Consider the following 21,102-nt stretch of genomic DNA (forward strand, 5'->3'; position numbering starts at 1 on the left):
TGATCTCCGGGTCCGGGAACCGGCGTCAGGCCAACACGATCTGATTCTTGCCCTGGCGCTTGGCCTGGTACATGGCGTTGTCCGCCCGGGCGAACAGCGGGTCGAGGCTTTCATCCTCCGGCGTCAGGCTGGTCAGGCCCTGGCTGACGGTGACGCCGAAGGCCTTGCCGTCGTGGCTGAAGCTCAGGCGCTGGATTTCCCGCTGCAAGCGCTCGGCGATCTGCTGGGCCATCTCCGGTGCGCAACCGGGCAACAGCACGGCGAATTCTTCACCGCCAATCCGTCCGAACAGATCGCCAGCCCGTAGCGCCCCATGCCCGGTTTCGGCGATGCGCTGCAACACCACGTCGCCTTCAGGATGACCGTAGGTGTCGTTGATCAGCTTGAAGTCATCGATATCCAGCAGCAGGAAGGCCAGGGGCGAATCCTGCAAACGGGCTTCTTCGAAGGCGCGATGGGCGCTGTCGAAGAAGTGTCGGCGGTTGCTGCTGCCGGTCAGCACATCGGTGGTGGCCAGGCGTTGCAGCTCGTCCTCCAGGGCTTTCTTTTCGGTGATGTCCTCGGCAATCCCGACCACGATCACCCGTTGCCCCGGCTCGGCGTGGCGACTGATGAAGCACTTGTCGCTGAGCCAGCGGATCTGCCCGTCGGCGCTGATGATGCGGTACTCGCGGTCTTCCACCGAACCCTTTTCCAGGACCAGGGCCAGGCTGCGTTTGGCGTAGTCGAGATCGTCGGGGTAGATGCTGTTGCGCCATTCGTTGTAGTCGGCCAGCAGCAGGCCGGCCGAGCGACCAAAAATCCGTTCATAGGCGGGGCTGACGTAGAGCATCTGCTGGGCATCCCAATCCAGCGCCCAGAGCACCGCATTGACGCTGACCAGCAGGGAACTGAAGAGTTGTTCGCGTTCGCCCAGGCGAGCGACTTCGGCCTGGGCGTGCATTAACGCCAACAGGGTTTCAGCGGCTTTTGGCCACTGTGGGAGGGAAGGCGGTTTTGAATTCTTATTGACCATCGGCACTCATCTCACAGGGCGTGCCGACCGTTATGGCGGCACGGCCACGCTACAGCCCGCCGGGATGGCGACGTGCTTTTGAGATAGAGCCGGGGCCGCTAAGTTCCGTTCGGCACGCCCTGGAATGGGGCGCGCCGATCAACGGTGTCAGGCGACCGAGGGCCGCAACGAGTAGGTTTTCAGCTGGTCGGCGAACTCACGCAACGACTGGATACCGCTGGCTTCGGCTTCGTGGACCCAATCCTTGATCGCGGCCAGCATGTCGTGACCATTTGAGCTGGTCTTGACCCAGATCTGTTGCAGGGCCAGGCGTTTCTCGTAAATTACCTTGAGTGCCTGGCTGTGGGCCAACATGGTTTCGATGCGTACCTGGTGATTTTCGCTGAGCAGGCTGGTTTCCCGCGACAGCAGGCGCTTGGCGCGGTGGAACTGGTGGCGGACCGAATGATCGACCTTGGCCAGTTCCTGTTGCACCAGCGGCGCGATCACCAGCTTGCGGTACTGGGCCATGATCTGGAAGCGGTTGTTGAGGATCGCCATGGCCGTATCCATGTCCAGGTGACCCTTGCCTTCGACGCGGTGGGCGATGGGCGCGACGCGCTGCACCTTGGCCAGGCGCAGGAAGCTGAAGACCTTGATCCAGGCCCAGCCCAGGTCGAATTCCCATGGCTTGACCGACAGTTTGGCCGAGTTGGGGTAGGTGTGGTGGTTGTTGTGCAGCTCTTCGCCGCCGATCAGGATGCCCCAGGGCACCAGGTTGGTGGCGGCATCACGGCATTCGAAGTTGCGATAGCCGATCGCGTGGCCCAGGCCGTTGATCACGCCGGCGGCCCAGAACGGAATCCACATCATCTGGATGGCCCAGACGGTGATGCCGATGGCGCCGAACAGCAGCAGGTCGATCACCGCCATGAGGGCGATGCCGAGCATTTTGTAGCGCGAGTAGAGGTTGTTCTCGAGCCAGTCGTCCGGGCAGTTCTTGCCGTAGATGCGCAGGGTCTCGGGATTGCCGGCCTCGGCCCGGTACAATTCGGCACCGGTACGCAGGACCGTGGACAGGCCAAGGATCACCGGACTGTGGGGGTCGTCGACGGTTTCACATTTTGCGTGATGTTTACGGTGGATAGCCGTCCACTCGCGAGTATTCTGTGCCGTGGTCAGCCACAGCCAGAAACGGAAAAAGTGCTTCAGGCCACCGTTGAGCTCCAGGGCGCGGTGGGCCGAATAGCGGTGCAGATAGACCGTGACGCCGACAATGGTCACGTGGGTCATCAACAGGGTGACCGCCACTACTTGCCAGGCTGAAAGGTCAAGAAAACCGTTGTACCACATAGGCTGTATGGCCCTCGAAAAAGTAAAGAACAGCCCGTGCATTATCACCGAGCCCACAAAGAAAACCAGTCGCTGTTTCAGATAAGAGTGGCGGGATGTTTCTTACTCTATAATTCCGGCCAATTTGTAAGGCAATTTGGCGTTTCTAGAGGGAATTAGTACCGTTTATGTCGATTTCAAATCGTAATGCTCTGAAGTCAGGCCTGTGGTACCTGCTGCTGTCGATCCTCTGGATCCAGCTCAGCCAGCAGCTGTTGAGCAGCTTTTTCGATGACCCCGAGCAGTTGGGGCACTGGCAGATCGTTCGCGGTTACCTGTGGGTGAGTGTCAGCGCCGTGCTGATTTTCCTGATTCATGCCCGTTACCAGCGTTTCGGCCAGGCCGTTCCGGACTTGAAGCCCCGGTCCGAGGACCGCGAGCGCCTGCGCCAGGCCGCCGCGGTGTTCGATTGCACCCGCGAGGGCGTACTGGTCACGGACAAGGACGGCTTGATCGTCCACGTCAATCGCGCCTTTGTCGCCATTACCGGCTATCAGGAAGCCGAGGTGTTGGGGGAGCGGCCGAGCCTGTTCAAGTCCGGCCGGCATTCGGCGGACTTCTACCAGAAGGTCTATCAGGCGCTGGACGCCACCGGCGAGTGGAGCGGCGAGATCTGGAACCGGCGCAAGAGCGGCGAAATCTACCCGCAATGGCAGACGATCCGGGCGATCCGCGATGACTTGGGGCAGCTCAACCAGTATGTCGCGGTGTTTTCCGATATCAGCGCGATCAAGGATTCGCAGCACGAATTGGCGCAACTGGCCAACTACGATCCCCTGACCGGTCTGCCCAATCGCCTGTTGTTCACCGACCGTGCGACCCAGGCACTGGCCTCGGCGCAGGTGCACAAGCGCGGCTGCGCCTTGCTGCTGATCGACCTGGATCACTTCAAGATCATCAACGACAGCCTGGGTCACAACATTGGCGACCAATTGCTCAAGGCGGTGGGTGAGCGTCTGCAGCATCTGTTCGGCAGCGGCATCAGCCTGGCCCGCCTGGGCGGTGACGAGTTCGCCGTGCTGGCGGAGAACTGCCCGCAGGTGGTGCAGGCCGCAGCCCTGGCGCAGCGGGTGATCGAGGGCTTGAAGGAGCCGTTCCAGCTCGACGGGCATCAGTTGTTTATCAGCGCCAGTATCGGTATCAGCCTGTTCCCCAGCGATGCGCTGAATGCCGAGCAATTGCTGCGCAATGCCGACTCGGCCTTGTTCAAGGCCAAGAACGCGGGCCGTGAAGGTTATGCCCTGTACACCGAAGAACTGACCGCCCACGCCCAGCACCGGGTGGAAATGGCCGGTGAGTTGCGCCGGGCGCTGGAGCAGAACGAACTGCGGGTGTATTACCAGCCGGTGCATGAACTGAGCACTAGCCGGCTGATCGGGGTCGAGGCCCTGGTGCGCTGGGAGCATCCGCAGCGCGGGTTGGTGTCGCCTGGCGAGTTTATTCCGATTGCCGAGCGTACCGGGTTGATCGCCGAAATTGATGCCTGGGTCATGCAGCAGTCCTGCCGGCAGATGTGCCAGTGGTTGCAGGACGGTGTGCAGCTGTCGTTTATCGCGGTGAATGTCTCCAGCCGCCTGTTTGCCCGTCGCGAGTTGTATCAGCAGGTGGCGAAGGTGCTCGACGAAACGGGGTTGGACCCGGCGCTGCTGGAGCTGGAGGTCACCGAAAGCGCGGTGATGGATGACCCGGAGGTGGCGCTGGAGCAACTGCATCGTCTGCGCGAGTTGGGCGTTAGCCTGGCGATCGACGATTTTGGCACCGGTTATTCCTCGCTGCTGCGGCTCAAGCGGCTGCCGGTGCAGAAACTCAAGATCGACCAGGGTTTCGTCGCCGGTTTGCCGTGGGACGAAGACGATGCGGCGATTGTCCGGGTGGTCATCGCCCTGGCGCAAAGCATGGGCATGCAGGTCCAGGCCGAGGGCATCGAACAGGCCGAGCAGGCGCGCTTCCTGCTCGATCAGTCCTGCGACCTGGGGCAGGGCTACTGGTTCGGGCGGCCGATGCCGGCGCAGAAGCTCGATTGGCTGTGTGCGCCCGTCATCCCCTGAATTGCTCATGATGAGTATTTGGTTATATTAAAATTCTTAAATAGTATTTTTAAGAATAACTTCGCCTGTCTAAGATTGCCCTCACGCCACAAGCAGTGCCTCCACTGCGGGGGCAACTCTCATTTCAGGAGCACGACCATGAGCGCATCTCTGCGTAGCGTTGACGGCCAGGACGAAGCAACCATTCTGCGTGAGATCCAGAGCGCTTTGCGCGATCTGCGTTTCGGCGCCGTCGAGATCACGGTCCACAACGCGCAAGTGGTACAGATCGAACGCAAAGAAAAATTCCGCCTGCAAAATCCGGGCACCAAACCTGGCTGAACCCCGCGTCTTCCTCTGCTCAAGCAGAGGCCCGACGGGTCAGCCAGAGGGCGTCATCCCATGACCCCCAGTCAAAACCAGAGCGTTCGAGCCCGGATGCGGGCCTGAAGCGCCATAAGAAAAAAGCCAACACACCAAAATTTTCGGGAGCTTCACCATGTCGTCGATTCGCCGTTACGCCCTGGCCGCGCTCGCCAGTGCCGTGTTTGCCGGTTCCGCCGTTGCCAAGGATTACGAGTTGCTCAACGTGTCCTACGACCCGACCCGTGAGCTGTACCAGGACTACAACGCCGAATTCACCAGCTTCTGGAAGCAGGCCCATCCCGGCGACAACGTGAAGATCCAGCAATCCCATGGTGGCTCGGGCAAGCAAGGCCGTGCCGTGATCGATGGTTTGCGCGCCGACGTGGTGACCCTGGCCCTGGCCGGCGACATCGACGAAATCGCCAAGCTCGGCAAGACCCTGCCCGCGGACTGGCAAAAACGCCTGCCGGACGCCAGCACTCCCTACACCTCGACCATCGTGTTCCTGGTGCGCAAGGGCAACCCCAAAGGCATCAAGGACTGGGGCGACCTGGTCAAGAAAGACGTCTCGGTGATCACCCCCAACCCGAAAACCAGTGGCGGTGCACGCTGGAACTTTCTCGCCGCCTGGGCCTATGGCCTGAAAGCCGGCGGCAGCGAAGCCAAGGCCCAGGACTATGTGAAAGAGCTGTTCAAGCACGTGCCGATCCTCGACACCGGCGCTCGCGGTTCGACCATCACCTTCGTCAACAACGGTCAGGGTGACGTGCTGCTGGCCTGGGAAAACGAAGCTTTCCTGGCCTTGAAGGAAGACGGCGGCGCCGACAAGTTCGATATCGTCGTGCCGTCCCTGTCGATCCTCGCCGAGCCGCCGGTGGCCGTGGTCGACAAGAACGCCGAGAAAAAGGGCAACCTTGAAATCGCCGAGTCCTACCTGAAACACCTGTACAGCCCGGCCGGTCAGGAGATCGCCGCGAAGAACTTCTACCGTCCACGTGACGAGAAGGTCGCCGCCAAATACGCCAAGCAATTCCCCAAACTGGACCTGGTGACCATCGACAAGGACTTCGGCGGCTGGAAGTCGGCGCAACCGAAATTCTTCAATGACGGTGGTGTGTTCGACCAGATCTACCAAGCGCAGTAATCTGAAATAAGCCAAGCTCGGAGCCCCGGATGTCGTTCGGGGCTTTTGTGCGTCAAAACCAAGGACTTTTATGTCACGTCGTATCTCCCCCGTCATACCCGGCTTCGGGCTGACGCTGGGCTACACCTTGGTGTACCTCAGCCTGATTGTGCTCATACCCCTGGCGGCGATGTTCGTGCACGCCGCCCAACTCACCTGGGATCAGTTCTGGGCGATCATCACCGCCCCTCGCGTGCTCGCGGCGCTGAAGCTGAGCTTCGGCACCGCGCTGTGTGCGGCGGTGATCAACGGCATCATCGGCACGCTGTTGGCCTGGGTGCTGGTGCGCTACACCTTCCCCGGGCGCAAGATCATCGATGCGATGATCGACCTGCCGTTCGCCCTGCCCACCGCCGTCGCCGGTATCGCCCTGACCGCGCTGTACACGCCGACAGGCCTGGTGGGGCAGTTTGCCGCCGACCTCGGCTTCAAGATCGCCTACACCTCGTTGGGCATCACCCTGGCACTGACCTTCGTGACCTTGCCGTTCGTGGTGCGTACCGTGCAGCCGGTGCTGGCCGACATCCCCCGGGAAGTCGAGGAGGCCGCCGCCTGCCTGGGCGCCAAGCCGTTGCAGGTGTTCCGCCATATCCTCGTGCCGGCCCTGTTGCCGGCCTGGTTGACCGGTTTCGCCCTGGCGTTTGCCCGTGGGGTCGGTGAGTACGGTTCGGTGATCTTCATCGCCGGCAACATGCCGATGAAGACCGAGATCCTGCCGCTGCTGATCATGGTCAAGCTCGACCAGTACGACTACACCGGCGCCACCGCCATCGGCGTGATGATGCTGGTGGTTTCCTTTGTCCTGTTGCTGCTGATCAACTTGTTGCAGCGGCGTATCGAAACCCCATAAGGAGGCGCGAACATGTCCCAATCGTCCATTAGCGCCGCTTCCTCGGCCAACGCCGCCCGCCGTGGCAGCGCCACCTCGCGACGGGTTTTGATCGGCCTGTGCTGGCTGGTCTTTGCAGTCTTTTTACTGCTGCCGTTGTTTATCGTGGTGTCCCAGGGCTTGAAGAACGGCCTGGGTGCATTCTTCACCGCGATCTTCGAACCGGATGCCCTGTCGGCCCTGAAACTCACGGTGATCGCCGTGCTGATCTCGGTGCCGCTCAACCTGGTGTTCGGGGTCAGCGCCGCCTGGTGCGTGAGCAAGTACTCGTTCCGTGGCAAGAGCATGCTGGTCACCCTGATCGACCTGCCGTTCTCGGTCTCGCCGGTGATTGCCGGTCTGGTCTACGTGTTGATGTTCGGCGCCCAGGGCTTTTTTGGCCCGTGGCTGGCGGACCATGACATCCAGATCGTCTTCGCCTTGCCGGGCATCGTCCTGGCTACCATCTTCGTCACCGTGCCGTTCGTCGCCCGTGAGCTGATCCCGCTGATGCAGGAGCAGGGCACCCAGGAAGAAGAGGCCGCGCGCCTGTTGGGCGCCAACGGCTGGCAGATGTTCTGGCATGTCACCGTGCCGAACATCAAGTGGGGCCTGATTTATGGCGTGGTGCTCTGCACCGCGCGGGCCATGGGCGAGTTCGGTGCGGTGTCGGTGGTTTCCGGGCACATTCGCGGGGTGACCAACACCTTGCCGCTGCACGTCGAGATCCTCTACAACGAATACAACCACGTGGCCGCGTTCGCCGTGGCGAGCCTGTTGCTGATCCTGGCGCTCTTCATCCTGCTGCTCAAGCAGTGGAGCGAGAACCGTATTAACCGCCTGCGCACCGCTGCGGCGGAGGAATAAGTCATGTCGATCGAAGTCCGTAATGTCAGCAAGAACTTCAACGCCTTCAAGGCCCTGAACAGCATCAACCTGGATATCCACAGCGGCGAGCTGGTGGCTTTGCTCGGCCCGTCCGGCTGCGGCAAGACCACCCTGCTGCGGATCATCGCCGGGTTGGAAACCCCGGATGACGGCAGCATCGTGTTCCACGGCGAAGACGTCTCCGGCCACGATGTGCGTGATCGCAACGTCGGTTTCGTGTTCCAGCACTACGCGCTGTTCCGCCATATGACGGTGTTCGACAACGTCGCTTTCGGCCTGCGCATGAAACCGAAGAACCAGCGTCCGAATGAAAGCCAGATCGCGACCAAGGTCCATGAGCTGCTGAACATGGTGCAGCTCGACTGGCTGTCCGACCGTTATCCGGAGCAGTTGTCCGGCGGTCAGCGCCAGCGTATCGCCCTGGCCCGGGCCCTGGCGGTGGAGCCCAAGGTGCTGCTGCTCGATGAGCCTTTCGGCGCGCTGGATGCCAAGGTCCGCAAGGAACTGCGGCGCTGGCTGGCGCGGCTGCACGAAGACATCAACCTGACCTCGGTGTTCGTGACCCACGACCAGGAAGAAGCGATGGAAGTCGCCGACCGTATCGTGGTGATGAACAAGGGTGTGATCGAGCAGATCGGCTCACCGGGCGAGGTCTATGAAAGCCCTGCCAGCGATTTCGTCTACCACTTCCTCGGGGACTCCAACCGCCTGCAGTTGGGCGAAGACAACCACGTGTTGTTCCGGCCCCATGAAGTGTCGTTGTCGCGCCATGAGCTGGAAGACCACCATGCGGCCGAGGTCCGCGATATCCGTCCGTTAGGCGCGACGACCCGGGTGACCCTGAAGGTCGAAGGCCAGAGTGAATTGATCGAAGCCGAAGTGGTGAAGGACCACGACAGCCTGATCGGCCTGACGCGCGGTGAAACCTTGTTCTTCAAGCCCAAGGTCTGGCAGAAACTGGCCGCCCTCTGAGCCGCGAATACGAGCCATTGACCTGTCGATGGCTCGTACCCGACCACCGCTGCGCTGTCATTTCAGGCCGCCGATGTGCTGATCCGTGAGCTTAAGCGAGGGGCGCGCGCTGTCAGCGCCCCGGTGCCCGCCGTTTCAGACCGAGATATTCTTGCTGCGCAAGGTGATCGGGCCTGAACGCTCCTCGATGTCTCGTTTCAAGTCCTGGCGCAGCCCCAGCAAAAACATCAGCTCCGCCACCACGAACAACGGCCCGATGATCAGCCCGCTGAGATCATCGACAAATGCCGGTTTGCGCCCTTCGTAGTAATGCCCGACGAACTGGATCGCCCAACCGATCACGAACAGGCCGATTCCGCTCGCCAACCACACCAGGGTGCTCTGCACCGCGAGGATTTGGCCCACCCAAACGGATAGGCAGAGCAGCACGCTCATCAGCAGTCCAAGAGCCAGTTCCAGGCGCAGATAAAACACCGCCGAAACCATCGCCAACAGCACCGCGGGACTGACTTCGAGCCCGGCCAGCGGCCATTGCGGCCGCGACAGCAACACCGCCACGGCGACTACGATCAGGGGAATGCCGATGAAGTGGCTGGCGATATTGCGCGGGTCACGGTGATAGTCCGCGTATTGACTGAGGTGCTCGACGAGGTTTTTCATTGTTATTCCTCCTGTAGGGTGATGGGATCATGCCCTGCCTGAAACTTTCACTCTGTCAGCTACACGACAATTGTCTCGGAGTTCTCATGGATGTATCTGCCTGGCGCTCGCGCCTGCTGACCGGACACTGGTTCAACCATCTGCCCGCTGATTTGCAGGATAGCCTGCTCGCCGCCGCCAAGGGCCGGCGCCTGACGCCCGGCCAGCGCCTGTTCCAGCGCGGCGATCCGCCCTGCGGACTGTACGCCGTGCTGGAAGGGTCGGTCAGGGTCGGTGCCGTCAGCGAGAAGGGCAAGGAAGCCTTGCTCGGGGTGATCGAGCTGCCTTACTGGTTCGGCGAGATTTCCCTGTTCGATGGTTTGCCGCGGACCCACGATGCTTATGCCGTGGGGCACACCATTCTGTTGCAGGTGCCCCAGGACGTTTTGCTCAAGCTGCTCGATGAACACCCGGAATACTGGCGACAGTTTGCCCTGTTGATGAGCCAGAAACTGCGCCTGACCTTTATCGGCCTGGAGCAGTTGAGCCTGATGTCGGCACCGGCGCGTGTGGCGCATCGGCTGTTATTGATTGCCGAGGGCTACGGCGAACTGAACCGTTCGCGGCAATTGATCGAGGTGTCCCAGGAGCAGTTGGCGGCGATGTTGTCGCTGTCGCGCCAGACCATCAACCAGATCCTCCAGGATTTCCAGCAACAGGGCATCCTGCGCACCAGCTATGGCGGGATCGAGATCCTCGACCTGGAAGGCCTGCGGGCGACGGCCAGCGCTTGAACCGTCGTCAGCGCAGCCCGTCGCGAAACTGCCCTGGTGTCATCCCGGTCCAGCGCTTGAACGCCCGGCTGAAGCTGCTGGTATCGGCAAACCCCAGCAGATAGCTGACCTCGCTCAGCGAACACTGCGGGTCACGCAGGTGCAGCAGCGCCAGGTTCTCCCGGCATTCATTGAGCAAGGTGTCGTAGCGCGCACCCTCATCGGCCAGGTGCCGTTGCAGGCTGCGCAGGCTCAGGTGCAGGGTCTGGGCGATGCGCTCCGCCGATGGCTCGCCTTCCGGCAACTGGGCCTCGATGGCTTCGCGCACGCGACGTTCCCAGGTCAGCGGCTTCAATTGCGCCAGGGTACGGTTGAGCACGGTCTCGTTGTGCTGGGCCAGTTCCGGGTTGGCATCGTCCAGGTGACTGTCGAAATCGCTGCAGGCGAACTCCAACCGATCCTCTTCGGCGGCGAAGAACACCGGGGCGCGGAACACCGTGTGCCAGGGCGTCGGATCGGCCGGCGCCGGGCGTCGCAGATGCACCGCCAGCGGCGCGTAATCGCGGCCCAGGCGGTTGCGGCAGGTGCGCACATAAATCGAAACGAAGGCATCGATGGCTTCGGGGGCCGGTGCCGGGCCGTCCTTCGGCACTTGCAGGCGAAAACGGTAGCGTTCTCCCTCGCGGCTGAATTCCAGCCCCAGCGCATCGCTGACCACCTGGTGATAACGCACGATCCGTTCGAACACCTCGCGCAGGCTGCCGCTGGCCACCAGTGCGTAGCCAAGGGCATGGAAGGTGGTCGGGCTGACAAACCGCGAGACCCGCAAGCCGATGGCCGGGTCGCCGCTGCTGGCCACGGCCAACTCCCACAGGCGCGTGGTGGCCGACAGCGGGTAGCGGGCGTTGGGGTCGTCCATCAATTGCGGGTCGAGCCCGGCTTCGCGGCACAGGGCGGCGCTGTCGAGGCCCAGGGCGTCGAGTTGCTTGCGCAGGGCGCGGGTCCAGCTGGAGAGTGAGGTCGGTTCGGGCATGTTGGCGTATCCGGTCAACGGGTTGGCGTTCGCGGCTACGACCTCTGATGCTGCAACGGCGCAGGATACGAACATCAATAACCAGAGGATGGAATCATGGACGGTGTTTGCGCAAGTCCCGAGCGTATGAATGATCAACAACGATCAGCCTATATTCGCGAAAAAGTCATGTCCCGGGGCGTCGAGTTGCGCCGGCGCTACCCAATCCTGAAGCATCAGGACGCCCTGGGCGCGGGCATCCTGGCGTTTGCCCTGGCCGGGATGATCGGTTCGGCGGCCCTGTATGTCGGCGGATATATGGCGGGGTGGGCCTGTTTGTTACTGAATGCTTTTTTTGCCTCGTTGACCCATGAACTGGAACACGACCTGATCCACAGCATGTATTTCCGCAAACAACGGGTGCCCCACAACCTGATGCTGGCGTTGGTCTGGCTGGCGCGACCGAGCACCATCAACCCGTGGATTCGTCGCCATCTGCACCTCAATCATCACAAGGTTTCCGGCACCGAGGCGGATATGGAAGAGCGCGCCATTACCAACGGCGAGCCTTGGGGGATCGCCCGCTTGCTGATGGTCGGTGACAACGTGATGTCTTCACTGATCCGCATGCTGCGGGCCAAGACCTGGACCCACAAATTCACCATCCTCAAGCGCACGCTGCGGGTCTATGCGCCGCTGGCGCTGCTGCACTGGGGCGCGTGGTACGTATTTCTCGGGTTTCATGGGGCCAACGGGATCGCCGGCCTGCTGGGCACCTCCATCGACTGGTCGAGCCATACCCTGGCGGTGATGCGGGTGATCGATATCGCGGCGGTGGTGATCATCGGGCCTAACGTGCTGCGGACCTTTTGCCTGCATTTCGTCAGCTCGAACATGCACTACTACGGCGATCTCGAGGCCGGCAACGTGATCCAGCAGACCCAGGTGCTCAATCCCTGGTGGCTGTGGCCGTTGCAGGCGTTCTGCTTCAACTTTGGCAGCACCCACGGGATTCATCATTTCGTGGTCAAGGAACCGTTCTACATTCGCCAGATGACCGCGTCGGTGGCGCACAAAGTGATGGCCGAGATGGGCGTGCGCTTCAATGATTTCGGGACGTTCGGACGGGCCAACCGGTTTGTCCGGGCAGAGCGCCAGAGCCCGCAAGCGGTCAGTCCGGCACAAGGCTGAGGGGTAATGCGGTGGTGAGCGGGTTTATCAAGGCCGAACACGGTCCCTGCGGGAGCAGAGGCTCTAGACCGCGACCCTGTCCTCCTGGCTATCCACCGCCACCAACGTCTCGATCATCGCCCGCGCCGCCGGTGACAGCCGGAACCCGGTGCGGCTGACGATCCCGCAGCGGGCGTTCATGCTCTCGATGTTCTGTGGCAGGTTGCGCCAGTGCAGCAGCACCAGCGAACCCTGTTCCACGTCATCGACGAACGCCTCCTGGGTGCCGATGCCAATCGCGTTGGACTGGCGGACGATCTTCACCAGTGCCGGAAAATGCTCGGTCTCGATAGTCGGTGAAAAATCCGTGCGCCCGCTGAGGTTCGCCAGCAGCTTGCGGATGCCCGGCGGAATCAGCGTGGTCGCCAGCGGATAGTCGAACATATCGTTGGTCGACAGGCTTTCCTTGGCCAGCAACGGATGCCCTGGCCGGCAGAAAAATACCCCGCGCTTGGGCGTCAGCGCCTGGGTTTGAAAGTTCGGATCGGCCTCGAAATGGCGGATGTCGGCGATAAAAAATTCGATCTCCTCGCGACTCAGGCTACGACTGAGTTTTTCCCAGTTATCCACATGGAATTGGGTGCGCACTTTCGGGTGGGCATTGATAAACCGCGCCACCGCTTCCGGTACCAGTTTCACCGCCGGCACCGGGCCGCAACCGAAGCGCAGCTCGCCGGCATCGAGCTTGGTCATCTGGGTCACTTCGGCGCTCAGCAATGCCGCGCCCTGGACCAGGGTCAAGGCATGTTGCAGCACCACCTGGCCTTCCGGTGTCGGGCGCAAATCCTTGTTGCCACGGTCCACCAGCACGCAGCCGAATTCCTGTTCCAGTCCCTGAATACTGCGGCTGAAGGCCGGTTGGGTGATACCCATGGCGTCCGCTGCGCGGACAAAACTGCGGTGCTCGTTGAGGGCGATAAAGTAGCGCAGTTGGCGAAGATCCATAGGCTTTCCTTGCATCCGAAAAATAGCGTGAAGGCATTTACGACGAGCGAGGTCTGAGGTTTTAAATGCAAGCTTTTATTCCGTCAATGAAGCATATGTTTTATTTTTAGACCTAAATTGAATATGTATAGAGCATTGCAAGGATTGCTCGGTGCGCCACGGACCCCTCGGGGTCACCGGGCGTTATGACTTCTGAACCGATGCCCAGGCAAGTTGGATATAAGAAAACCGTTCTTCAAGTAAGTTATTCAGAATGGCCATGGTCCATATAGCCAATCGATTGAGAAATAACCGGGTGTTGAGTTGGACAGATATTACAAGTCCAACCATGCTGGGAGTCGTGAGTTTCAGGAGAAGCTCACCTTCATGGGAAGAGTGTATTAACGACATAAGGAGAACGCATCATGTCGAGCATCAATGGAACTTATGTAAACGCCAACTCTGACGCCAAACTGGTCGTGACCGACGGTAACGACTCGAACGGCTCCTTCAGCGGGCAGATCACCCAGGCCGGTGTGAACTACAACGTCACTGGGCACTACCACTTCCAGAACAGCACCGGCCAGCCCACGATCATCGCCTTCACTGGCTACAATGATGGTCACGGCTATGTCACCTTCGCGGCCTTCTCCCCCGACCACAATTACGGGCGACTGAGAGCCAGCGGCTCGCGCAGTACCTTTGACGGCCAAGTGGTCGGTCTGGGTGGCGAGTTCGTCAAACAGTAATAAACGCCCCACAATATACTGCCAGGCCAACGCACGGGTGAGTGAAGTGTTTCGCTCATCCGCTCGAAGTACTGGCGGTATGTTTTGTCGTTTCCGTTAATTATTAAATTTGCACTTTTGTTGTTTGATCTTCCCTCTTTCTTACATCCCGATCCTTCTTCTCGTTTCTTTGTCATCCGCCCTGTTGTCGATGTGGCGACTGCTGCCGTGTGCTCGAAACCTGTCACTCGCTGGGACGGGGCGGGCATAGAAGCGATGCCTTCAGCGAATATTTTCAATGCCTGAAAAGCATGGTGTTTATGGCGATTGGCTGGAGCCCTTGAAACACGCGGTCTTGAGCGGATCAGCTAAATTAAATATTCGTTTTTGTTCTATGTATAACTTTAAAGATTACTTTAAGACCTAAGTAAGCTCCATGGATCATCCGCACCTCGACGCCGCCAAGCGCGCCTCGACGATTTTTTGCTGAAGACCGCAGGAGTTATTCAATGGGCAATGTCCAAACCGCAGCCAGTGCACATGAGGTGCGCAGGCGCCCAGCACCGGGTGGTGAGTTGGTCGACCTCGGCCGGCCCCATCGTGCGCCGTTGGGGCAGTTGCGTCTGCAGAAAGTACCCAAGGGCATCCTCAGTCGGCGCGAGGCCATTTTGCTCGGTGTATTCGCGCTGGTGCTGCATGGCACGGTGATCTATTGGCTGAGCCAGAAAGAGACACCGGTGCTGCCGGTGGTGCCGCCGGAAATTCCGCCGATGACCATCGAATTTTCCCAGCCGGCACCGCCCGTGGTTGAACCGCCGCCGCCCTCACCGCCACCTCCTCCTCCACAAGTGGTCGAGCCGCCACCACCGGTGGTGGACGAGTTGGCGGTCAAACCGCCGCCGCCCAAGCCGGTGCCAAAATCCAAGCCCAAGCCGGTTCCCAAGCCTGAGCCGAAACCTGCGCCCAAGCCGGTCGAGCAACCGCCCGCACCGCCAAAACCGGCGGCTCCGGCTCCGGCCGCGCCACCGGCAGCGCCTTCGCCGGCACCGGTAATCCCGGCTTCGGCCAGCGCCGGGTACCTGAAAAACCCGGCGCCGGAATACCCGCAACTGGCCCAGCGGCGCGGTTGGGAAGGTACGGTCTTGCTGCGGGTGCAGGTCCTGGCCAGCGGCAAACCGGGCGAGATTCAGATTCAGAAAACCAGTGGTCGCCAGCAACTCGACGACGCCGCGTTGGCAGCGGTCAAGCGTTGGAGCTTTGTCCCGGCCAAGCAGGGCGATGTCGCCCAGGTCGGCTGGGTCAGCGTACCCATCGACTTCAAGATCCACTGATCAGCACCCAACGGGCTAAACGCTTCCACAGAGGGAACACATCATGACGTTACTGGCATCTCCACTCCAATCCATCGAAGGCGCGGTGATCTGGCTGCTGGTGGTCTTCTCCGTCGCCACCTGGGGCCTGGCCTTGCTCAAGGGCGTGCAGTTCGGCCGCCTCAAGGCGCAGGATCGCAAGTTTCACAAGCAGTTCTGGGCAGCTTCGAGCCTCGACTCGGCCGCCGAGCTCAGCGAAACCCAACCCGGCGCCGCCGCTCGCGTGGCCCAGGCCGGTTATGCGGCGATCCAGGTCGGCGATGCGCCGCATGCGGCTGACCTGAGTCAGGCAATCAATCACCAGGACCGCCTGGAGCGCGCCCTGCGTCAGCAGATCGTGCGTGAACGGCGCTCCCTGGAAACCGGCCTGGCGGTGGTCGCCAGCATCGGCAGCACCTCGCCGTTCATCGGCCTGTTCGGGACCGTGTGGGGGATCATGGAAGCCTTGAAAGGCATCAGCGCCGCCGGTTCCGCGAGCCTGGAAACCGTTGCCGGACCGATTGGTGCCGCGCTGGTGGCGACGGGCGTCGGGATCGCCGTCGCGGTGCCGGCGGTGCTGGTTTACAACTACTTCCTGCGTCGCCTGAAACTCACCGCCGCCGACCTCGATGACTTCGCCCATGACTTCTACAGCCTGGCGCAGAAGCATTCGTTCCGCCTACTGATCCACCCGACGGCGAATAAAACCGCCGTCCAGAGCGGCGCGCAGAAAGTGAAGGAGGCGTCCTGATATGGCCTTCTCGACCCAGGACAGCGATGAGGTATTGAGCGAGATCAACGTCACGCCGCTGGTGGACGTGATGCTGGTGCTGCTGGTGGTGTTTATCGTCACCGCACCGCTGTTGACCAACGCCATTCCGATCAGCCTGCCGAAGACCGAAGCCGTGGCGCCGGTGGAACAGAAGGACCCGCTGGTGGTGAGTATCGACGGCACCGGCAAGCTGTTCCTCAACAAGGACGAAATCAAACCCGAGCTGCTGGAGTTCAACCTCCAGGCGGCCAAGGCCAAGGACCCCGATCTGCGGGTGCAATTGCAGGCCGACAACGGCGTGAACTATGGCGAAGTGGCGCGGGCCATGGCGTCCATCGAACGTGCCGGGATTACCAAGCTGTCGGTGATTACCGCCCGCTGAACGCAACAGATCTTCGAGTTTCTTGGGCCGTCTCCTTGGCAGGGTGCGGCCCTTTTTTATTTTTCACGAAGTGATGAGTCACCGCATAACCCCGTGTAGGAGCGAGCTTGCTCGCGATGGGGCCCTTGAGCCATGCGATGCCCTTGTGGACGCCATCGCGAGCAAGCTCGCTCCTACAGGGGTTGGATCATGGCTTCGTATATTCATTTGTGGTCTTAACAAATAGCTTCTTATTCCTTAACGAATATAACTCTCCTCCCTATACTCGATCAGGAACGCAAACGCTGGAGGAGGTGTACCCCATGCGCAACGAGTCGATTCGTTATCTGATCGTGCCGGGCTGGCAAGGATCGCCAGAAGATCATTGGCAAACTCACTGGCAGAACAGCCTGCCCAACAGTGCGCGGGTGGAGCAGGCCGACTGGCTGACGCCACGCCGCGAAGACTGGGTGGCGGCCCTGGCCGAAGCCATTGCCGCCGACGCTACGCCAGTGATCCTGATCGCCCATAGCCTGGGGTGCATCACCGTCGCCCACTGGGCGCAAACGGCACCGCTGCACCTGCTGCGCCAAGTCCGTGGCGCGTTGCTGGTGGCCCCGGCGGATGTCGAGCGTCCGGCCTGTGCGCCGGCCTTGCGCAACTTTGCGCCGATTCCGACCGACCTGTTGCCGTTCCCGAGCCAGATCGTCGCCTCCGACAACGATGCTGCCGTCAGCGCCCCGCGCACCCTGGAACTGGCCCGCGACTGGGGCGCGCAAGCGAGCATCCTCAGTGGTGCCGGGCATATCAATGTGAAGTCCGGCCACCAGCGCTGGGAGCAGGGTTTTGCCTACCTGTACCGCCTGCAAACCCGAATGGAACAGCATTCCCTGCGTCGCGCCTGAATTTTTCTTTTGCTTGAACGCCCACTGCCGTTAGCGGTTTGGGGCGGGAGTCTGCCATGAGCCTGCATGAAACCTTCGGTCAGCCACTGCTGACCTTCCCTGATTCGGAAAAAAGCCCGCTGAGCATTCGCGCCAAGGCGTTGGTGTTTGTCGATCCACGTTCGCGGCAACTGCGTGAAGAACTCGAAACCCTGGCGCCCAAGGCGGTGCCGGTACTGATTCGTGGCGAGACCGGGACCGGCAAGGAGTTACTCGCCCGGCATATCCATCGAGCCAGCGACCGCACCGGGTTGTTCGTCTCGGTGAATTGCGGCGCCATCAGCCCGACCTACGCCGACGCAGAGCTGTTCGGTTATGCGGCGGGGGCCTACAGCGGTTCGGCCAGCAGCCGCGCCGGCTGGTTCGGCTCGGCCAATGGCGGCACCTTGTACCTGGACGAGATCGGCGACCTGCCGCTGCCGATCCAGGTGAAGTTGCTCGCCGCGCTGGAGAATCACGAAGTCACCCGGGTCGGCGCGCCGCAGCCGAGTCCGGTGGATGTACGCCTGGTGGCGGCCACCAGCATCGATCTGGCCCAGGCGGTGGCGGTCGGCAAATTCCATGAGCGCCTGTATCACTACCTCAGCGAAGGCCGGCTGGAGTTGCCGGCGTTGCGCGAGCGGATCGGCGACATCCTGTCCCTGGCCGAGTATTTCCTGGGTATCTACAGCCAGCGCCTGAGCTTGCCGGTGCCATTGATCAGCGAAAGTGCCCAGCGCGCCCTGGAGCGCCACAGTTGGCCGGGCAATACCCGTGAGCTGGAAAATGTCATTCACTTCGCGCTGCTGGTCAGCAGTGGCGACGAGATTCTGCCGGAGCATCTGAATCTACCGGCGCCGCTGGCTCTGATCGAGCAATTTATCGGCAGCAGTTCCCCTGGGGAACTGGCGGCACTCAAGCGCCTGCTGGATAACGCCGGCGCCTGATCGCCTATAGGAGCCGGCTTGCTGGCGATTGATTCAAGCGACGCGGTGTCCCAGGGGCACCGCGTTTTCGTTTATCGCCAGCAAGCCGGCTCCTACAGAGGGACGTGCTCGGCAGCGTCTGTATGAATAAAATGGAATATGAAGATGAATAAAAGATATTGTTCTGGAATAAAAAATATCGGTATCTTCTGTTCCACGCCGGCGATATCACTTTGCTGGCACCTCTCTCAAGGCTGTCGTCAGTGACGACCGTGATCTTCGATAAGGACACTGCATGAAAAAGGTTCTGTTGTTTACCGCATTGGCGGCCGCTCTGACGGCGGGTCTGGCCCAGGCTGGCGAGAAACTGGTGGTGGCGGCAACGCCGGTGCCCCACGCCGAGATCCTTGAGCTGATCAAGCCGACCCTGGCCAAAGAAGGCGTGGACCTGGAAATCAAGGTGTTCACCGACTACGTCCAGCCGAACACCCAGGTGGCCGAGAAGCACCTGGACGCCAACTACTTCCAGACCAAGCCGTACCTGGATGGCTTCAATAAAGGCAAGGGTACCAACCTGGTCACCGTTATCGGCGTGCACGTCGAACCGTTCGGTGGTTACTCGAAGAAAGTCAAAAGCCTGGCTGACCTGAAAGACGGCGCCACCGTGGCGATCCCGAACGAAGGCAGCAACAGCGGCCGCGCCCTGCTGCTCTTGCAGAAAGCCGGTCTGATCACCCTGAAAGACCCGACCAACGCCCTGTCGACCCCGAAAGACATCGTCAAGAACGACAAGCACCTGAAGTTCAAGGAACTGGAATCGGCCCTGCTGCCACGGGTTCTGGACCAGGTTGACCTGGACATGATCAACACCAACTACGCGCTGGAAGCGGGTCTGAACCCAGCTAAAGACGCACTGGTCATCGAAGGTGCCGATTCGCCTTACGTGAACTTCCTGGTGGCCCGTCCGGACAACAAGGACAGCGACGCTATCCAGAAGCTGGCCAAGGCCCTGACCAGCCCGGAAGTTAAAGCGTTCATCGCCGAGAAGTACAAAGGCGCGGTCCTGCCGGCGTTCTGATTCGCGAATAACCCCTTCAAGGTTTGAACGCCGACGAGCAACCCGCGTCGGCGTTTTTTATTGCGCGGATTTTCCCGCCGCCGAAAAAACCGCCTGCCAACGCGGTATCCCTGTAGGAGCGAGCTTGCTCGCGATGGGGCCCTTGAGTCGTATAGCGTCCTTGCGGACGCCATCGCCAGCAAGCTGGCTCCTACAGTTTTTTGGCGCTGGGGTTGTCACTGCCCGACGCAAGGCCCGCAGCAGTTTCAGGATGTCCTGAGGGTCGAGCTTTTTCGGTGCAATTGCCTGGGCCATGGCTGCTTTCCTTGTCGCGGGGTGGCCGTGGAATCCGGCCATTGGCGTCCGTACCTGGCGCCCCTCGGGTAAAAAATCCGTCTATAACTCGACCACGGTAGTTGCCCATGATCCATCCGGCAACTCTCGCCATGCCGCCATCGTCAATCCGGCCAATGCCAGGCCGGCTCGTCCAGCATGCCCTGGCCGACCACCTCGGTCTGCCCGAGGACTTTCTCCAGCACAATGGAATTGCACGCCGGGTCCTGCTGCAACGCCGCGATCAGCCGGCTGGCATGGGACACCACCCACACCTGGCACTTCTCCGAGGCCTGCACGATCAGGCGCGCCAAAGCCGGCAGCAGGTCCGGGTGCAGGCTGTTTTCCGGTTCGTTCAGCACCATCAGGGTCGGTGGCCGGGGCGTCAGCAAGGCCGCCACCAACAACAGGTAGCGCAAGGTCCCATCCGAGAGTTCGGCGGCTGACAGTGGCCTCAACAGACCCTCCTGATAAAACTCGATGGCAAAGCGTGCCCCTTGCAACGGCGCGATCTGCAGTCGTGCGCCGGGGAAGGCATCGCTGATCGCGGCGTACAGTGCCTCGGGATCGCCGATTTCAATGATGGTGCGCAAGGCCGCCGCAAGGTCGTGGCCATCGTGGTGCAGCACCGGGGTGCGGGTCCCCAGTTGCGGCTGGCGCACCGGCGCCTCGGCATCGCTGCGAAAGTGATCATAAAAGCGCCAGCCGCGAATGCTCTCGCGCAGTAACAGCACCTCCGGCGAACTGCGCAGATTGCCGACCTGATCGAACAGGCTGTCAAAGGCTGGCGTGTGTTGTGCCAGGACCTCCCAACTACGCCCTTCGCGGGCCTTGACCATGGGCCCCGAGCGCGCCACCAGCAGGCTCGCCGGACGATAGAGGGGCCCGGCCCAGATGCATTCGCGCTTGATTTCCGGGTCCAGGGAAAACCACGACAGGCTTGGCTCCGGCAGTCCCAAGGAAATCGCATAGCTGAAGTCCTCACCGGCAAACCCCAGGCGCAGGCGCTTGGGGTGCTGGTAATGCGTGCCCTGGATCGGCACTTCGCCGTTGCGCATGCGCTGGGTGATTTTTTCCGGCCCGGCCCAGAACGTCGAATCCAGTCCACCTTCACGCGCCAGCGCATTGACCACCCCGCCCTGGGCGGTTTCCGCCAGCAGGCGCAGGGCGCGATACAGATTGGACTTGCCGCTGCCATTGGGCCCGGTGATCAGGTTCAGCCGACCCAGGGGCACCACCAGTTTGTTGATCGAGCGGTAGTTGGCGACGGCCAGGGTCTTGAGCATGAAAAACATCCTGCTGGGTGAGTCGAGTCGGTAATGTGCGCGGAGGGAACCCTGTTCTACGCTAACAGTCGTAACGGCACTGGCGAAACTGTATTACGC

The 21,102-nt window shown here is 61.2% G+C and carries 23 protein-coding genes; 16 read left to right on the top strand and 7 right to left on the bottom strand.

Annotated elements, in window-relative coordinates; translation table 11 throughout:
* Positions 1 to 25 precede the first annotated feature (25 nt).
* Both HX866_RS32315 and desA read right to left on the bottom strand, forming a co-directional pair.
* Positions 26 to 1,015: a GGDEF domain-containing protein gene (locus HX866_RS32315; RefSeq protein WP_177141135.1), complete on the bottom strand. Its 990-nt coding sequence runs from the start codon at positions 1,013 to 1,015 to the stop codon at positions 26 to 28.
* Positions 1,016 to 1,162: 147 nt separating this feature from the next.
* Complete coding sequence (gene desA, locus HX866_RS32320; protein WP_177091193.1) at positions 1,163 to 2,347, bottom strand: delta-9 fatty acid desaturase DesA; 1,185 nt, start codon at positions 2,345 to 2,347, stop codon at positions 1,163 to 1,165.
* A 167-nt stretch (positions 2,348 to 2,514) separates the two neighbouring features.
* On the opposite strand from desA, the gene dibA reads away from it, so the two are divergent.
* The 6 genes from dibA to HX866_RS32350 all read left to right on the top strand — a co-directional run bounded on the left by dibA (position 2,515) and on the right by HX866_RS32350 (position 8,690).
* A complete protein-coding gene (dibA, locus tag HX866_RS32325; protein WP_177141136.1) occupies positions 2,515 to 4,434 on the top strand; it encodes a phosphodiesterase DibA in 1,920 nt (639 codons plus the stop codon).
* 138 nt (positions 4,435 to 4,572) lie between these two features.
* The gene (oscA, locus tag HX866_RS32330; protein ID WP_045181150.1) at positions 4,573 to 4,755 is read left to right on the top strand and encodes a sulfur starvation response protein OscA; all 183 of its coding nucleotides are present in this window, start codon (positions 4,573 to 4,575) and stop codon (positions 4,753 to 4,755) included.
* Positions 4,756 to 4,912: 157 nt separating this feature from the next.
* Entirely contained in the window at positions 4,913 to 5,923 is a 1,011-nt protein-coding gene (locus HX866_RS32335) for a sulfate ABC transporter substrate-binding protein (protein WP_177126510.1), read from the top strand.
* 70 nt (positions 5,924 to 5,993) lie between these two features.
* Positions 5,994 to 6,812 carry a sulfate ABC transporter permease subunit CysT gene (gene cysT / locus HX866_RS32340; RefSeq protein WP_177099451.1) on the top strand — a complete coding sequence of 273 codons (819 nt, stop codon included), beginning with the start codon at positions 5,994 to 5,996 and terminating at the stop codon, positions 6,810 to 6,812.
* Positions 6,813 to 6,824: 12 nt separating this feature from the next.
* Positions 6,825 to 7,697: a sulfate ABC transporter permease subunit CysW gene (gene cysW, locus HX866_RS32345; protein ID WP_177091185.1), complete on the top strand. Its 873-nt coding sequence runs from the start codon at positions 6,825 to 6,827 to the stop codon at positions 7,695 to 7,697.
* Between the two features lie 3 nt (positions 7,698 to 7,700).
* Positions 7,701 to 8,690 carry a sulfate/molybdate ABC transporter ATP-binding protein gene (locus HX866_RS32350; RefSeq protein WP_177091182.1) on the top strand — a complete coding sequence of 330 codons (990 nt, stop codon included), beginning with the start codon at positions 7,701 to 7,703 and terminating at the stop codon, positions 8,688 to 8,690.
* Between the two features lie 135 nt (positions 8,691 to 8,825).
* Here HX866_RS32350 and HX866_RS32355 read toward each other — a convergent pair whose 3' ends face one another.
* Complete coding sequence (locus HX866_RS32355) at positions 8,826 to 9,350, bottom strand: Mpo1 family 2-hydroxy fatty acid dioxygenase (protein WP_177141137.1); 525 nt, start codon at positions 9,348 to 9,350, stop codon at positions 8,826 to 8,828.
* A gap of 86 nt (positions 9,351 to 9,436) precedes the next feature.
* On the opposite strand from HX866_RS32355, the gene HX866_RS32360 reads away from it, so the two are divergent.
* Entirely contained in the window at positions 9,437 to 10,123 is a 687-nt protein-coding gene (locus HX866_RS32360) for a Crp/Fnr family transcriptional regulator (protein ID WP_177091178.1), read from the top strand.
* Positions 10,124 to 10,130: 7 nt separating this feature from the next.
* Here HX866_RS32360 and HX866_RS32365 read toward each other — a convergent pair whose 3' ends face one another.
* The gene (locus HX866_RS32365; RefSeq protein ID WP_177091176.1) at positions 10,131 to 11,135 is read right to left on the bottom strand and encodes an AraC family transcriptional regulator; all 1,005 of its coding nucleotides are present in this window, start codon (positions 11,133 to 11,135) and stop codon (positions 10,131 to 10,133) included.
* A 96-nt stretch (positions 11,136 to 11,231) separates the two neighbouring features.
* Here HX866_RS32365 and HX866_RS32370 point away from each other — a divergent pair, with 96 nt between their 5' ends.
* Positions 11,232 to 12,305: a fatty acid desaturase gene (locus HX866_RS32370; RefSeq protein WP_177141138.1), complete on the top strand. Its 1,074-nt coding sequence runs from the start codon at positions 11,232 to 11,234 to the stop codon at positions 12,303 to 12,305.
* Positions 12,306 to 12,368: 63 nt separating this feature from the next.
* On the opposite strand, the gene HX866_RS32375 is transcribed toward HX866_RS32370, so the two are convergent.
* On the bottom strand, positions 12,369 to 13,289 hold the full coding sequence (locus HX866_RS32375; RefSeq protein WP_177141139.1) for a LysR family transcriptional regulator: 921 nt from the start codon (positions 13,287 to 13,289) through the stop codon (positions 12,369 to 12,371).
* A gap of 404 nt (positions 13,290 to 13,693) precedes the next feature.
* On the opposite strand from HX866_RS32375, the gene HX866_RS32380 reads away from it, so the two are divergent.
* The 8 genes from HX866_RS32380 to HX866_RS32415 all read left to right on the top strand — a co-directional run bounded on the left by HX866_RS32380 (position 13,694) and on the right by HX866_RS32415 (position 19,405).
* Entirely contained in the window at positions 13,694 to 14,017 is a 324-nt protein-coding gene (locus tag HX866_RS32380) for a hypothetical protein (protein ID WP_100942627.1), read from the top strand.
* Between the two features lie 84 nt (positions 14,018 to 14,101).
* Positions 14,102 to 14,302, top strand: coding sequence for a hypothetical protein (locus HX866_RS32385; protein ID WP_177091158.1), 201 nt, complete (start codon positions 14,102 to 14,104; stop codon positions 14,300 to 14,302).
* Between the two features lie 203 nt (positions 14,303 to 14,505).
* Complete coding sequence (locus HX866_RS32390; protein WP_177141140.1) at positions 14,506 to 15,327, top strand: energy transducer TonB; 822 nt, start codon at positions 14,506 to 14,508, stop codon at positions 15,325 to 15,327.
* Positions 15,328 to 15,370: 43 nt separating this feature from the next.
* Positions 15,371 to 16,096: a MotA/TolQ/ExbB proton channel family protein gene (locus HX866_RS32395; protein ID WP_177091154.1), complete on the top strand. Its 726-nt coding sequence runs from the start codon at positions 15,371 to 15,373 to the stop codon at positions 16,094 to 16,096.
* Between the two features lies 1 nt (position 16,097).
* The gene (locus tag HX866_RS32400; protein ID WP_177091152.1) at positions 16,098 to 16,499 is read left to right on the top strand and encodes an ExbD/TolR family protein; all 402 of its coding nucleotides are present in this window, start codon (positions 16,098 to 16,100) and stop codon (positions 16,497 to 16,499) included.
* Between the two features lie 302 nt (positions 16,500 to 16,801).
* Positions 16,802 to 17,383: an alpha/beta hydrolase gene (locus HX866_RS32405; protein ID WP_177091150.1), complete on the top strand. Its 582-nt coding sequence runs from the start codon at positions 16,802 to 16,804 to the stop codon at positions 17,381 to 17,383.
* Between the two features lie 56 nt (positions 17,384 to 17,439).
* Positions 17,440 to 18,348, top strand: coding sequence for a sigma 54-interacting transcriptional regulator (locus tag HX866_RS32410; protein WP_177091148.1), 909 nt, complete (start codon positions 17,440 to 17,442; stop codon positions 18,346 to 18,348).
* Positions 18,349 to 18,622: 274 nt separating this feature from the next.
* Positions 18,623 to 19,405 (top strand): MetQ/NlpA family ABC transporter substrate-binding protein, encoded by a 783-nt coding sequence (locus HX866_RS32415; RefSeq protein ID WP_177091147.1) that lies wholly within the window; start codon positions 18,623 to 18,625, stop codon positions 19,403 to 19,405.
* Positions 19,406 to 19,462: 57 nt separating this feature from the next.
* On the opposite strand, the gene HX866_RS32420 is transcribed toward HX866_RS32415, so the two are convergent.
* Together HX866_RS32420 and HX866_RS32425 are read right to left on the bottom strand one after the other, a co-directional pair.
* Complete coding sequence (locus tag HX866_RS32420; RefSeq protein WP_177124097.1) at positions 19,463 to 19,699, bottom strand: hypothetical protein; 237 nt, start codon at positions 19,697 to 19,699, stop codon at positions 19,463 to 19,465.
* A 143-nt stretch (positions 19,700 to 19,842) separates the two neighbouring features.
* Positions 19,843 to 21,003 carry an AAA family ATPase gene (locus tag HX866_RS32425; RefSeq protein WP_177141141.1) on the bottom strand — a complete coding sequence of 387 codons (1,161 nt, stop codon included), beginning with the start codon at positions 21,001 to 21,003 and terminating at the stop codon, positions 19,843 to 19,845.
* Between the last annotated feature and the right edge of the window lie 99 nt (positions 21,004 to 21,102).

Origin of the sequence: Pseudomonas gingeri (assembly GCF_013386165.1) — a bacterium.
Lineage (GTDB): Bacteria > Pseudomonadota > Gammaproteobacteria > Pseudomonadales > Pseudomonadaceae > Aquipseudomonas > Aquipseudomonas gingeri_C.

Bases quoted from the DNA above. Each gene is read 5' to 3' on its own strand.
- HX866_RS32315 (WP_177141135.1), bottom strand. From the start codon at position 1,015: ATGGTCAATAAGAATTCAAAACCGCCTTCCCTCCCACAGTGGCCAAAA.
- desA (WP_177091193.1), bottom strand. From the start codon at position 2,347: ATGTGGTACAACGGTTTTCTTGACCTTTCAGCCTGGCAAGTAGTGGCG.
- dibA (WP_177141136.1), top strand. From the start codon at position 2,515: ATGTCGATTTCAAATCGTAATGCTCTGAAGTCAGGCCTGTGGTACCTG.
- oscA (WP_045181150.1), top strand. From the start codon at position 4,573: ATGAGCGCATCTCTGCGTAGCGTTGACGGCCAGGACGAAGCAACCATT.
- HX866_RS32335 (WP_177126510.1), top strand. From the start codon at position 4,913: ATGTCGTCGATTCGCCGTTACGCCCTGGCCGCGCTCGCCAGTGCCGTG.
- cysT (WP_177099451.1), top strand. From the start codon at position 5,994: ATGTCACGTCGTATCTCCCCCGTCATACCCGGCTTCGGGCTGACGCTG.
- cysW (WP_177091185.1), top strand. From the start codon at position 6,825: ATGTCCCAATCGTCCATTAGCGCCGCTTCCTCGGCCAACGCCGCCCGC.
- HX866_RS32350 (WP_177091182.1), top strand. From the start codon at position 7,701: ATGTCGATCGAAGTCCGTAATGTCAGCAAGAACTTCAACGCCTTCAAG.
- HX866_RS32355 (WP_177141137.1), bottom strand. From the start codon at position 9,350: ATGAAAAACCTCGTCGAGCACCTCAGTCAATACGCGGACTATCACCGT.
- HX866_RS32360 (WP_177091178.1), top strand. From the start codon at position 9,437: ATGGATGTATCTGCCTGGCGCTCGCGCCTGCTGACCGGACACTGGTTC.
- HX866_RS32365 (WP_177091176.1), bottom strand. From the start codon at position 11,135: ATGCCCGAACCGACCTCACTCTCCAGCTGGACCCGCGCCCTGCGCAAG.
- HX866_RS32370 (WP_177141138.1), top strand. From the start codon at position 11,232: ATGGACGGTGTTTGCGCAAGTCCCGAGCGTATGAATGATCAACAACGA.
- HX866_RS32375 (WP_177141139.1), bottom strand. From the start codon at position 13,289: ATGGATCTTCGCCAACTGCGCTACTTTATCGCCCTCAACGAGCACCGC.
- HX866_RS32380 (WP_100942627.1), top strand. From the start codon at position 13,694: ATGTCGAGCATCAATGGAACTTATGTAAACGCCAACTCTGACGCCAAA.
- HX866_RS32390 (WP_177141140.1), top strand. From the start codon at position 14,506: ATGGGCAATGTCCAAACCGCAGCCAGTGCACATGAGGTGCGCAGGCGC.
- HX866_RS32395 (WP_177091154.1), top strand. From the start codon at position 15,371: ATGACGTTACTGGCATCTCCACTCCAATCCATCGAAGGCGCGGTGATC.
- HX866_RS32400 (WP_177091152.1), top strand. From the start codon at position 16,098: ATGGCCTTCTCGACCCAGGACAGCGATGAGGTATTGAGCGAGATCAAC.
- HX866_RS32405 (WP_177091150.1), top strand. From the start codon at position 16,802: ATGCGCAACGAGTCGATTCGTTATCTGATCGTGCCGGGCTGGCAAGGA.
- HX866_RS32410 (WP_177091148.1), top strand. From the start codon at position 17,440: ATGAGCCTGCATGAAACCTTCGGTCAGCCACTGCTGACCTTCCCTGAT.
- HX866_RS32415 (WP_177091147.1), top strand. From the start codon at position 18,623: ATGAAAAAGGTTCTGTTGTTTACCGCATTGGCGGCCGCTCTGACGGCG.
- HX866_RS32420 (WP_177124097.1), bottom strand. From the start codon at position 19,699: ATGGCCCAGGCAATTGCACCGAAAAAGCTCGACCCTCAGGACATCCTG.
- HX866_RS32425 (WP_177141141.1), bottom strand. From the start codon at position 21,003: ATGCTCAAGACCCTGGCCGTCGCCAACTACCGCTCGATCAACAAACTG.